This is a genomic window from Paenibacillus borealis, assembly GCF_000758665.1.
In the GTDB taxonomy this organism is placed as follows: Bacteria; Bacillota; Bacilli; order Paenibacillales; family Paenibacillaceae; genus Paenibacillus_AQ; species Paenibacillus_AQ borealis.
On the sequence record NZ_CP009285.1, the window covers coordinates 4,718,227 to 4,731,059 of the forward strand.

Here is a 12,833-nt window from a genome sequence, read left to right on the forward strand (position 1 = left end):
GGAATCCAAACAAAAAGCTGAAGCACTCCCCTCGTACGGAGAGAGCTGCCTCAGGTTTCTGTGCGAAATGCAGACCAGATTACATTCAAGCGCATGAATATAAAGCTGGTCGATGCACGCAAAAAAGCCGCCGGAACCGATACGGTTCCCGGCGGCTCTAAAAGGCATGTTAGAGCTTACCCGCTAAGCTGGGAATCTTATTCCACAGCCGCTGTTCCCGGAAGACACGTATCCACAACAGTTGCAACTGAATCTGAAAACACGGTATAAACTGTCATTTGACATCGTCTCCTTCCGAACTAATATGCTGTTATGATAAACGCGCTGCCGGCTGTTTGTCAACAGGCTCTCTTGTATTTTTTAACAATACCTGTTTAAATAATGCCTTCAAGCTCATCCAGCTCCTGAATTGTGGCGATAGGCTTCACGTTCAGCGATTCATCCCAGGCATGGTTACGCTTCAGCCAGATGGTATCCATTCCGGCCCGGACTGCCCCCCAGATATCATTCACCGGATGGTCACCTATGAACAAGGTCTTCTCTGCAGTTGAACCAAGACGTTCCAAGGCCAGCTGGTAGATCTTAGGGTCCGGTTTGCTGATTCCGACTTCACCCGAAATAACGATGGTCCGGAAATAACCGCGCAGGCCAAGCAGATCAATTTTGCCATATTGAATATCCCTGCTGCCATTGGTTACAAGTCCCAGCGGATATCCGCGGCCTTGGCAATATTCAAGTGCCGCTACTGCATGCTTCATGATTGCCCCATGGTGAATATACGTCTCGTCGTAATAATCCCGTATTTCCTCTGCCGACCGCGCTGTCTGCCAAGGGAGAACTTCGCTTAATTCCGTAAAGAAACCATCCTTGTCACGGTACCCGTCAGCATCTCTGATAATCATATCTTCAATCACCCGGGCGGCTTCATCCTTATTCAGGTGTCCGAGGAAATCCTGCACGAATTTCATGCTGAAGCTGCGGAAGGTCTGATCACGGTCCATCAGCGTATTGTCCAGATCAAACAGTATAGCTTGTACTTCCTTCATCCTTACGTATCCCCTTATTTCATCAATTTCAATGATCTACAACATCAGAGATTCATTGTACTATGCGCCGGGGAACAAAGAAAAGACCATTCCGCTAAGAAGAACAAACGCTTCTTCAACAGGATGGCCTATATTTGCAGATCAGGTCCGTAACGCTTAAGATTCAAAATGCTCGGCGCGATGCGTAAGCATCATTTCTTCTTCCGTAATGTAAAGCGGGAACGGCGGCGTTTCCTTGAGGTAACGTTCCGTAGCGAGCAGCCGGTAATGAACCTCCGGCAGCCAGGTATCTTCAAGCAGCGGGAGCTTGCCCGTATCACTGATATAATTGTCTACAGCCGACTGCACCATGTCGAGGTAATACGGTACCAGCTTGTCAGCTTCCTCAAAAATTTCAAAGGTTTCGCGGGACATATAGAACTTCTGCTGCGGGACCCCGCCTAAATATCGTTTAAGCCGGCCTAGATCAATACTTTTATCTTCCATAATCAGAGCAGTGCGGTTAATCGGCGCAGGCATATCTTCTTCGAATTGCCTAACAGCCTGCTTGATCTGCGGCAAGGTAACGGTGAGATGGGCTGACGGCATATTTTTTTTGGCGCGTTTGAATATCATACTGAAAGTCTCCTTTCGAAGCATATGTCAGATAACGCTTACAATTCCATTTTATTCGTTATTCAAACATTTAATCAGCAGATCCGAACTTGTCACACAAAATCCCCATTTATTAGAGCATTATTTGACATTTTCCCAGTGAGTCCACAACTCCGGAGGGTTCAGCTCATACTTCTCGTTCTCCCGGTACATGAACTGGTGCATAATGAACTCCCGGCGGATCGTTGCATAATCCTCGTGAAACGGTTTGATGAATTCGTTAATCTCTTTCTCCGTATAAACTACCCCCGGCTCCAGCTTCTCCACCATATACTGCAGAGCGATCAGCTTCTTCTTGTACTGTGCGGGAATCTGCCGCAGGCGCCCGTCTTTGGCAAAGAAATTACGCAACACCGATTCCTTCAGGCTGCTCTCCGGCGACTGTTCTTCCATCTCCTCCACCCCCTTGGCAAAAATAAATTTCAGCGAGGCCTCTGAGCCCGCCTGGATAAATTCAGGATTGAGCTTGAAATATACGGTGTTCTTGTCCCTGCGCTCCATGATCAGCGCGGCTTCACGCAGTTTGGCGGCATGATGGGTCACGGTGGGCTGTGACAGGTTCAGCTTCTCGGCAAGCGCATGTCCGTGAATCTCGCCTTTGGACAAAAGCAGCAGAATCCGCAGCCGGGTCGGATCGGACAACGCTTTATGGTAAGCAACAATTTTATCTAACTGCATCGGGGAACACACTCCTATACACATATGAACATTCGTAAACGCCGCTTTTTGAAAACACAACACTTTAACTTCTGCATTGCGTTTAGATATATATCTAATTATATACTTTTTTCAGCATTTGAGCAATGATCTTGTTGCTGGAAAGTGCCGGGGAATGGCATAAATCTAAAATATAAGGTACCATTTACTGAAAAGAATACTTACCCGGGAGGATAAAGCTATCATGAAAGACGTTATTATTATCGGTGCGGGTCCCTGCGGACTCTCTGCAGCCATAGAATGCCAGCGCCAGGGATTGTCCAGCCTGATCATTGAAAAGAACTTCATTGTCCATTCCATTTATTTATATCCGACGAATATGCAGTTCTTCAGCACAACCCCGCTGCTTGAAATCGGAGGTGTGCCCTTCACCTCACCGAACGACAAGCCATACCGTCATGAGGCTCTGGTCTATTACCGCCGCGCAGCCGCTCAGCATAGCCTCGACATCGCCGCCTATGAAGAAGCGCTGTCTGTTCTGACGCAGGAGGATGGCAGCTTCATCGTACATACACGCAACAAGCGCGGAGAAGAACAGAACCACAGAGCCGGTAATGTGGTCATCTCAACCGGCTATTTCGACCAGCCGAATATGATCGGGATTCCCGGGGAAGAGCTATCCAAAGTAACCCACTATTTCGGTGAAGCCCATCCGTATTCAGGCATGAAGGTTGCCGTCATCGGGGGCAGCAATTCAGCGGTTGATGCCGCCCTCGAACTGCTCCGGGTCGGCGCCAAGGTGGATATGGTCTACCGCGGAAGCAGTATTTCGGAGAATATCAAGCCTTGGGTACGCCCGATCTTTGAGAGCATGGTCCAGAAAGGGCACATCACGCTTCATCTGGAGTCCCGGGTAACGGAAATCACACCGGCTTCTGTCGTGGTTACGGCAGGCAGCGGGGAGAACACCAGCCTTGATAATGACTTCGTCCTCGCCATGACTGGCTTCCGCCCGAGCAGAACCCTGCTGTCCTCGGCCGGTGTGCGGATGGATGATTCCCTTGATAAACCTGCCTTCAACCCTTCAACGATGGAGAGCAATATTCCCGGCATCTATGTAGCAGGGGTTATCGCTTCCGGACGGAATGCCAATGAGGTATTCATCGAGAGCGGCCGGGGGCACGGCAAGCTGATTGCCGATCATATTATAAGCAAAAGGCTTTCTTAGAGAAGGAGTGCTTCTAAGCTATGGATATGACCTCGTTACTGCTGCTGGGTCTGGCAGCACTGGGGATTATCAGCAGCAATTCCCCGGTCACCATTGCCATGGTCGTTCTGCTGCTGATCCGGGTGCTGGGCCTGCAGCAGGCTTTTCCCTGGCTGGAGAAATACGGGCTTACCATTGGCATCATCATCCTTACCATCGGAGTGATGACACCGCTGGCCAGCGGTAAAATCTCGCTGCAGACGATCGGACAATCGTTCCTGCACTGGAAGTCGCTGGCTGCCATCGGAATCGGGATTCTCGTCGCTTATCTTGGCGGACGCGGTGCGGTGCTCATGGGCAGCCAGCCGACCATTGTGGCCGGATTACTGATCGGAACCGTCATTGGTGTAGCTTTTTTCAAAGGCGTTCCGGTTGGCCCGCTGATTGCGGCCGGTATCCTGTCGCTGCTGATTGGCCGCATCTAACCCCAGCATCAAAGATGAAACAGGCTGCATTTTCACCTTAGCTGGTGAGTATGCAGCCTGTTTGATATTCATAACCGTATGACTTCTCCTCATGCATCCAGCCGCTGCACATTGAACAGGCGGGCGTAGCTGCCCTCCAGCGTCATCAGCTGTTCATGGGTTCCGCGTTCGGTTATAGCCCCGTTCTCCAGCACAACAATCTGGTCTGCGTGCGTAATGGTAGACAGTCTATGGGCCACGATCAATGTGGTCCGCTCTGAGGAGAGGGCCTGGAGCGCCTGCTGGATCAGATGCTCGGATTCAAGATCGAGCGCTGAGGTGGCTTCGTCCAGAATCAGCACTTTGGGATCCTTCAGGAATACGCGCGCTATCGCCACTCTCTGCTTCTGGCCTCCGGACAGCTTCACTCCGCGCTCGCCCACTTCTGTATCATAGCCTTCCGGCAGCTGCATGATGAAGTCATGGGCGTTGGCCGACATAGCCGCTGCGATAACCTCCTGCTCCCCTGCCTGCGGATTACCGAACAGAATATTATCCCGCACGGAGCCGCTGAACAGGAAATTATCCTGCAGCACCATGCCCACCGCCGTGCGCAGACTCTCCTGGGTCAGCCCTCTGATATCCTGCCCGTCCATCTGCAGGCTGCCCTCACTGATATCATAGAAACGCGGAATCAGGCTGATGAGCGAGGATTTGCCGCCCCCGCTCATCCCGACAAAAGCCACCGTCTGGCCTGGAGCAATCCGCAGGTTAATATCTTGCAGCACCCATTCGTTCTCATCGTTATATTTGAACCATACCCCGCTGAATTCGATCTCCCCTGCCGGTGACAGCAGCGGCTTCGCCCCCGGAGCATCTACGATATCATAGGGCTCGTTCATCAGCTCCATCACCCGCTCCAGTGAGGCTGAAGCCTGGGTAAGCACCGTTGAGGAGTTAATCAGGCGGCGAAGCGGCGCATACATCCGGTCCAGGTATCCGAAGAAGGCTACGAAGGTCCCCAGGGTCAGATTCCCCTGGATCACCTGATATCCCCCATATCCAATGACGAGGAGCGGCGCGATGTCCGTCAAAGTATTGATAATAGCGAAGGTAAAAGCGTTCCAGCGCGTTTGCGCCATCGCTTTTTCCAGAAACCGGCCGTTAATGTCCTTGAACTGCTGCTGATCCACCCGTTCCATGGTGAAGCTGCGGATCACCGCAATCCCCTGAATCCGTTCATGCAAATAGCCCTGAATGACCGCCAGCGCCTGGGACCGGTCCTTGGTGAGCACCTTAAGCCGCTTATAGAGGGTATTAACGGCAATTCCGTACAACGGCAGAATCGCAATCGAGACCAGTGCCAGTACCGGATTCAGATAGAACATAAACCCGAGTGCGAAGAGCAGGGTGAACATATCCAGCCAGACATTCATCATCCCGACCTCAACCAGATTCTTCGACTGCTCCACATCGTTAATAAATCTGGAGATCGCCTCACCCACTTTGGTGTTCTGATAATAACGCAGCGACAGGCGCTGCATATGCCCGTACAGCTTATTGCGCATATCGAAGAGGATCTTGCTTGTAATCAGCTGGGCAAAATACTGGCGGTAATACTCTACCGGCCCTCTGATAATTACGAACAGCACAAATGCCCCGCTGAGCACGATCATTAGCTTCAACACCCGTTCTGTAATGGAAAGCGCAGGATTGCCCAGCAGATCATCCACTACGTACTTCAGAATCATCGGCAGCGTCAGCGGAATACTGAATTTGATCATCCCGATAATTAATGTGAGCACGATCCATTTCATATAGGGCCGTACGAAGGTATAATAAGATTTCCATTGTTTCACAGCCTGTTACGTCCTTTCCCGTTTCCTTGTTCACTTCAGGCACTGTTGACATTTGCGCCTGGCAGTGTTTTGATATTTTTAACAGTTACGATAGCAGTACCCGAATTTCAGGAGGATAATGATGCCCAGACAATTTGTGACGGAAGCCGTCATGATGGCGATTTACGGCCAGCTTCTCGTCCCGCGGAGCCCTGTAGAATATATAGTGCCTTATACCACAATCATGGAATTGTATGAACTCCGGGACAGTGATGAGCCGGTGATGAGCCACGCTGACGATGACCAGCATGTGAAGCTCAGAATCCGCGAGCTGATCAACTATTTCGAAGAACCGCTCAATTCCAAGAAGATCAACCGCTGCCTAAGTATTCCGTGGGCCAAAAGCTCAGGCATTCTGCTGGCCGGGCAGGCGCAGATTACAATCATCAACAGCATCGACAACGCTTCCTACGGAGAAGCCTTCGATCCGATCGAGACGGAGCTGCTGCTGGCCTCACAACGTGAGAAAGTGCCAATTCTGACCGACCAGTTCGAGCTGATTCAGCGTATCATCGAAGGCGGAGTGCCGGTACAGGTGTTTGATATTGATGATTTCGAGTTCGCGATGGAAGAAGAAACGTTCCGCAGTTCACCTTGATGCCGCAGCAGTTTATGTAACCAGACAGCTCGTCTTCTATGCGGTCTCATATAAAATCCCTTGCCATAAGGCAAGGGATTTTATATTTTGCACCGTAACAGCAAATGCACCTTCCCAGACTTACGCCTATTCCTTCATGCTTCCGGCGGCTGGCACAGCCTCATACTTATACTCGATATCATCCTCAGCCTCCGAATAGACAATCGACAGGCTATACCCCTCCATATACCACAGATCCTGCTCTTCCATATAGAAAATAACGCTCCCCTGCTCAGCTAGCACAGCCGGCCGTCCCGGCGGTTCTGTAGCGATTCCCAGCGAGAATCCTGGATGCAGTCCGCCCCCTGAGCTATACCGGGGAAACAAACGGACATACGCTCCATTCTGGAGGCTCAGCTCTCTCTTGAACCAGGCGGCAGCTTCCGGGCTAATTAACATGTTCATCTCTCTCCACTCCTCCCGTATTATTTTATCATACAGCTTATTCGCAATTTGTTCAAAATTACATTTGACAATCCTTGAAGGGTGATGATAAACTCGGAACATAACGAAGCGTCTTCAAGTTATTACCAAATTAAAGAAAGGGTGAGCGCGGTGTTTACTATTGTTCCAGCATATTTCCTAACTATTGTCGGCAACTCCACACAACTGAATACCGAAGCAGCCCGAGTAGTGGATAATTCCTGAGTATCATGCGTGTTACGCGTACCGTATGAGTTCAGGCTAAGCAATCTCTTCCATGTCTCTGTGCTGCGACAAGCACCGTGGACATGATAGTCGTAAATGACAGGCGTATCATCCGTTTTCGGATGGTACGCTTTTTTGCATGCTTTGAGAGAGTTATCCATGGTCCTGAAGCTCCACAATATCCTTAACCAAGCCGGCAAACAACATTCTCAACACGAAAGGAAGGGATTTCCCTTGTTCTCCGTACTCCGCGATCTCGGCTGGTTCTTCCGCCGGGAAAAAAGGCGCTATGCTATTGGCCTTATACTGCTAATTGTGGTTGGTGTGCTTGAATTGCTGCCTCCACGCCTCCTGGGTAACGCCATTGATGATATCGTCAGCGGCGCCATTACAACAGGTTCACTGATGAAATATATTGGCATGATTGTGCTCATGCTGCTGATTATTTACTGGATCACCTACATATGGATGCACAAGCTGTTCGGAGGTTCGAACCTGGTGGAGCGCCTGCTGCGCTCGCGCTTCATGAATCATCTCATGACGATGACACCGGCCTTCTTCGAGCGCAACCGCACCGGTGATCTGATGGCCCGGGCCACCAATGATATCCGTGCGGTATCGGCTACCGTAGGTTTTGGTATGCTGACCCTGGTCGATTCAACAGTCTATCTTACCGTTGTGCTGTTCGCCATGGGGTTCCTGGTCAGCTGGAAGCTGACGCTTGCCGCCGTTATCCCGCTTCCGCTAATCGCTATAGCCATGGTCTTCTATGGCAAAGCTATTCACGACCGCTACAGTCTGGCTCAGGATGCTTTCGGTGACATGAACGATCAGGTACTCGAATCGGTGTCCGGGATCCGAGTTATCCGTGCCTATGTGCAGGAACGTATGGATGAGAAGCGCTTCTCCGATATCACAGAGGATGTGTACCGCAAGAATATGGCTGTTGCCCGGGTCGATGCTTTCTTCGAGCCGACTATCCGCTTTTGCGTTGGCCTCAGCTATATTATTGCACTGACCTACGGAATCTATCTGGTATTCCGCAATCAGATCACACTTGGAGACCTGGTCTCCTTCAATATGTATCTCGGTATGATCGTCTGGCCGATGTTCGCCATCGGCGAGCTGATTAACATTATGCAGCGCGGCGGCGCCTCGCTGGAGCGGATCGATGAGACATTGCATGCCAAACCTGATGTGCAGGATGTCCCCCATCCAACTCCAGTAGTAAATCCGTCATCTATTGAGCTGAAGGATGTGACTTTCCGGTATCCGACCTCAACCATCGACAACCTGAGCGGAGTCAGCCTTTCCTTGTCGCAAGGCCAGACACTCGGTGTCGTTGGACGGACCGGCAGCGGCAAATCGACCCTGCTGAAACAGCTGCTGCATGAATATCCTACCGGTCAAGGTGAGATATTGATCTCAGGAGTTCCGATCGGCCAGATTGCCCTGGATCAGCTGCACAGCTGGATGGGCTATGTGCCGCAGGAGCAGATTCTGTTCTCCAAATCGGTGCGCGAGAATATCCAGTTCGGTTATTCCGGTGCCAGTGATGAGCGTATCATGCAGGCTATAACAGCTGCGGCGTTCCAGAATGACCTCGGCACCTTGTCCGACGGGCTCGATACCATGGTTGGCGAACGCGGTGTTTCCCTCTCCGGAGGACAGAAGCAGCGTGTCTCAATCTCCAGAGCCTTCATCTCGAATCCGGATATTCTGATTCTGGATGATGCACTGTCTGCTGTTGACGCGCGGACGGAAGCAAAGATCATCGAGAACATCCGTGAAGAGCGCAGCGGTAAAACCACGCTCATATCCACCCACCGTCTCTCGGCCATTGAACACGCCGATCTGATCGTTGTGCTCGATGGCGGACATATTACGGAGCGGGGTACCCACCAGGAGCTGCTTGAATTGAACGGCTGGTACCGTGAGCAGTTCGACCGCCAGCAGGTTGAGAATAACCTGACGAACGAATAACCGAATTTATAGCGTGAATCATATCCATTCTAATGTTCTGAAACATAGGAGGTGTCACCGTTGACACAGAGTACAGGCAAACGTCTGCTGCAGTACGCACTGACTGCCAAAAAAACATTCATAGCAGCCCTTCTGCTCCTCACCATCGGGGTAGCGGCTGAACTGGCGGGACCTTTCATCGCCAAAAGTATGATAGACAATCACCTGCTCGCGATTGAGAAGCCTTATTTCGTGGCGGCTTCGCCCGAAGATGCTGTTGAATATAACAACAACTATTACAAGCGCGGTGACCGGTTTGCCGCAGATGAAGCTAAAGGCCAGGAAATCCGCCTTCTTCAGGCAGGCAAAAGCTTCTATTTCATTAATGAAGCTGTCCCGCAGACTGAAGGCGAGCGGAGTTTCTCGGACGGGAACCTGCGCATCCAATATGGCGATCAGGCAACAGTCTATCCGGCCGTCAGGCTGTCGGCTGATGAGCTGTTTTCATTTTACAAGCCAGAGTTCCCCGGTATCTATAAACTGGTCGCTCTGTACGCCATGTTCCTCGTCATCTCGATCATAGCGGAGTTCGGCAAAACCTACTGGCTGCAATCGTCAGCCAATCAGGTCATCCGCAAGCTGCGGACGGATGTGTATGCCCATATCCAGCGTCTCCCGGTACATTTCTTCGATAATCTGCCTGCGGGCAAGGTAGTCTCCCGGGTAACCAATGATACGGAAGCGGTCAAGGACCTGTTTATTGCTGTACTGTCCAACTTCGCAACAGGGATTATTAATATTACCGGTGTCTACGTTGCCCTCTTCCTGCTGGACGTGAAGCTGGGTCTTGTCAGCTTGTTCATCGTGCCGATTATCATTGTCTGGATTGTGCTCTACCGCAAGATCGCAACGAAATACAATACGATCATCCGCTCACGTCTCAGTGAGATCAACGCCATTATCAATGAATCCATCCAAGGGATGTCCATTATCCGGATTTTCCGCCGCCAGAAGCAGAGTAGTGCGGAATTCGAACAGCTGAATGATGATTATCTGAAATACCAGAACAAAATGCTTAACCTGAATGCCTTCACGTCCCACAACCTGGTGAACTCCCTGCGCAGCCTCTCCTTCGTGCTCGTGCTGTGGTATTTCGGCTTCGGCAGTCTGGACGGTTCAACCTTCGTTTCCCTGGGCGTCCTTTATGCCTTCGTCGATGTACTGGGACGGATGTTCCAGCCCATTACAGGGATGGTCAACCAGTTGGCGAACCTAGACAGCTCAATGGTATCAGCAGGGCGCGTCTTCACACTGATGGATGAGCCTGGTGAGCCGGTAACCGACGGTTCGATGCCGCGTTACAAAGGCAATGTGGTCTTCAAGGATGTATCCTTTGCTTATAAAAAAGACTTCGTCCTGCGCGATATCTCCTTCGAGGCGCGTCCGGGCGAAACTGTCGCTCTGGTCGGTCATACCGGCTCGGGCAAAAGCTCGATCATCAATCTGCTGTTCCGCTTCTATGATCCGCAAGCCGGAAGCATCACCATTGACGGCCAGGAAGTCAAGACTCTGCCGAAACAGTGGCTGCGCAGTCATATGGGCATTGTGCTGCAGGACCCTTACCTCTTCACCGGAACGATTGCCTCGAATGTCAGTCTGGGCGATGAACGCATCAGCCGGGAACGTGTAGAACGTGCCTTGCGTGAAGTAGGGGCTGACAAATTGCTGTCCCATCTGCCGCAGGGCTTCGACGAGCCTGTGATTGAGAAAGGCAGCACCCTGTCCGCCGGCCAGCGGCAGCTGATCTCCTTCGCCAGAGCCTTGTCGTTCGATCCGGCGATTCTGATTCTGGATGAAGCAACCTCCAACATCGATACCGAAACGGAGAGCATCATCCAGCAGGCGCTGGAGGTGCTGAAGAAAGGCCGGACCACGTTCATCATTGCCCACCGGCTGTCCACCATCCGCAGCGCAGACCAGATTCTGGTGCTGCACCGGGGTGAGATTGTTGAACGGGGCAGTCATGATGAGCTGATGGCGCTGGGCGGACGTTACTTCCGTATGTATCAGCTCCAGCTGGGTGCAGGGGCCGGAAACGGTACGGAGTCACCAGTCTCTGCTGCGGTCCCTGCTTCCTCTTCGGCTGCCGGACTGCGTCCATCCCTGGAACAAATTTAATCATTGGGGATCCGCCGCCCGTCTGTCTTTCACCTGTACAACACCCCTTGAGGCCAAAGCAGCTTCAAGGGGTTTCTTTCGCTTGAGTTCAGAACATTTGTTCCGTATAATGGGAATCAATACATACGGATGGGGTGAAGGACTTGATGACCTATAGTCTGAGCAAGCGGCAAGCCCGGCTGTTCCTGCTGCGTCACCAGCGGCTGGTCACGGGAGGACTGAAAGAGGGCAAGATGAGTATTCATGAGTTCGTCCGACACGTGGGCTGTATTCAATATGATCCGCTAAGCATAGCCGGACATAATCATGAGCTTGTGCTGCAGGCCAGACTCCCGGGATTCCAGCCTGAAATGGCCACGGAGCTGCTCTATAAGGACAGGCTGCTGATTGACGGCTGGGACAAGAACATGTCGATCTACTGCACAGAAGACTGGCCTTATTTCCAGCGCCGCAGAGATGCTGCCGCCAGACATCAGGACAATGAAGCTATGGCTGCCATGGTCACCCATGTCCGGGAAGAGTTGAATTCGCGGGGGCCGCTCTCTTCGCTTGATCTGGAGAGTAAAGAGAAGATTGACTGGTCGTGGGCTCCGGCGAGACTATCCCGGGCAGCGATGGAGAGCATGTATTTCTGGGGAGAGCTCTCCATTCACCACCGGGTGCATACCCGCCGGTATTACGACTTCACAGCCAAGCTGCTGCCGGCTGAGCTGCTCAGTGCAAGCGATCCGAATGTAACTATGGAACAGCACCATGACTGGTATGTGCTGCGCCGGATCGGCAGCATCGGACTGCAATGGAACAAATCCGGGGACGGCTGGCTTGGAATCTCAGGCCTGAAGAGCAAGGAGCGGACTGCGGCTGTGCAGCGCCTGCTGCTAAGCGATAAGCTCCGTGAGGTACAGGTCGAGGGTATCAAGCTCCCGCTATATATGCGGACAATAGATGCTCCGGAGCTTGAAGCGGTAATCCAGCTGGAGGACCCCGCTGATACGGGCGCTGGCACACAAGAGGTTACGTTCGCAGCTGCGCTGGCTCCACTAGACAACCTGCTGTGGGACAGAGAGCTGATCCGCCAGCTATTCGGCTTTCATTACCGCTGGGAGGTATATAAACCGGTGGTTGAGCGGGAATACGGTTACTACGTGCTTCCCCTTCTATATGGCGACCGCTTTATCGGCCGGCTTGAACCAGTGATGAATAAGAAGAGCGGAATTCTTACTATTGTCCGATGGTGGTGGGAAACCGGGGAATCGCTTGTTCCAAGCATGCTTCCCGCGCTCGTCAAGGCCCTCGCTTCACTTGCCCGCTCCACAGGCGCGTCCGGCATCCAGTTTGCACCGGAAACCGTCCAGTCCTGCGCGCTGAAGGAACTGGAATCCGCGCTGTCCGGTCCCCTATAACCGGATACTACAAAGAGACTCCCCTTCCGCTTGATATTCTGCGAAAGGTGAGTCTCTTTAGTATTTATAGATTAATAGA

Annotated in this window: 11 protein-coding genes; 6 read left to right on the top strand and 5 right to left on the bottom strand. The window is 51.9% G+C overall.

Annotated elements, in window-relative coordinates:
* Nucleotides 1-374: 374 nt before the first annotated feature.
* The 3 genes from PBOR_RS19720 to PBOR_RS19730 all read right to left on the bottom strand — a co-directional run bounded on the left by PBOR_RS19720 (nt 375) and on the right by PBOR_RS19730 (nt 2,378).
* Nucleotides 375-1,046, bottom strand: a complete 672-nt coding sequence (locus PBOR_RS19720) for an HAD family hydrolase (RefSeq protein ID WP_042214574.1) — start codon at nt 1,044-1,046, stop codon at nt 375-377.
* Nucleotides 1,047-1,202: 156 nt separating this feature from the next.
* On the bottom strand, nt 1,203-1,661 hold the full coding sequence (locus PBOR_RS19725) for a DUF3939 domain-containing protein (protein ID WP_042214576.1): 459 nt from the start codon (nt 1,659-1,661) through the stop codon (nt 1,203-1,205).
* Between the two features lie 120 nt (nt 1,662-1,781).
* The gene (locus PBOR_RS19730) at nt 1,782-2,378 is read right to left on the bottom strand and encodes a DUF2087 domain-containing protein (protein WP_042214579.1); all 597 of its coding nucleotides are present in this window, start codon (nt 2,376-2,378) and stop codon (nt 1,782-1,784) included.
* A 223-nt stretch (nt 2,379-2,601) separates the two neighbouring features.
* Between PBOR_RS19730 and PBOR_RS19735 the strand changes: the two genes are divergently transcribed.
* Nucleotides 2,602-3,585: a YpdA family putative bacillithiol disulfide reductase gene (locus PBOR_RS19735; RefSeq protein WP_042214581.1), complete on the top strand. Its 984-nt coding sequence runs from the start codon at nt 2,602-2,604 to the stop codon at nt 3,583-3,585.
* A gap of 20 nt (nt 3,586-3,605) precedes the next feature.
* Nucleotides 3,606-4,049: a DUF441 domain-containing protein gene (locus PBOR_RS19740; RefSeq protein ID WP_042214583.1), complete on the top strand. Its 444-nt coding sequence runs from the start codon at nt 3,606-3,608 to the stop codon at nt 4,047-4,049.
* Nucleotides 4,050-4,138: 89 nt separating this feature from the next.
* On the opposite strand, the gene PBOR_RS19745 is transcribed toward PBOR_RS19740, so the two are convergent.
* A complete protein-coding gene (locus PBOR_RS19745; protein WP_042214585.1) occupies nt 4,139-5,887 on the bottom strand; it encodes an ABC transporter ATP-binding protein in 1,749 nt (582 codons plus the stop codon).
* A gap of 121 nt (nt 5,888-6,008) precedes the next feature.
* Between PBOR_RS19745 and PBOR_RS19750 the strand changes: the two genes are divergently transcribed.
* Nucleotides 6,009-6,524 carry a hypothetical protein gene (locus PBOR_RS19750; protein ID WP_042214588.1) on the top strand — a complete coding sequence of 172 codons (516 nt, stop codon included), beginning with the start codon at nt 6,009-6,011 and terminating at the stop codon, nt 6,522-6,524.
* Between the two features lie 126 nt (nt 6,525-6,650).
* Here PBOR_RS19750 and PBOR_RS19755 read toward each other — a convergent pair whose 3' ends face one another.
* Nucleotides 6,651-6,968, bottom strand: coding sequence for a HesB/YadR/YfhF family protein (locus PBOR_RS19755; protein ID WP_042214590.1), 318 nt, complete (start codon nt 6,966-6,968; stop codon nt 6,651-6,653).
* Between the two features lie 477 nt (nt 6,969-7,445).
* Here PBOR_RS19755 and PBOR_RS19760 point away from each other — a divergent pair, with 477 nt between their 5' ends.
* From PBOR_RS19760 to PBOR_RS19770, 3 genes are all read left to right on the top strand, one after another.
* Complete coding sequence (locus PBOR_RS19760) at nt 7,446-9,194, top strand: ABC transporter ATP-binding protein (RefSeq protein WP_042214592.1); 1,749 nt, start codon at nt 7,446-7,448, stop codon at nt 9,192-9,194.
* A gap of 60 nt (nt 9,195-9,254) precedes the next feature.
* The gene (locus PBOR_RS19765; protein ID WP_099052478.1) at nt 9,255-11,351 is read left to right on the top strand and encodes an ABC transporter ATP-binding protein; all 2,097 of its coding nucleotides are present in this window, start codon (nt 9,255-9,257) and stop codon (nt 11,349-11,351) included.
* 146 nt (nt 11,352-11,497) lie between these two features.
* Complete coding sequence (locus tag PBOR_RS19770) at nt 11,498-12,754, top strand: winged helix-turn-helix domain-containing protein (protein WP_047171599.1); 1,257 nt, start codon at nt 11,498-11,500, stop codon at nt 12,752-12,754.
* Nucleotides 12,755-12,833 lie beyond the last annotated feature (79 nt).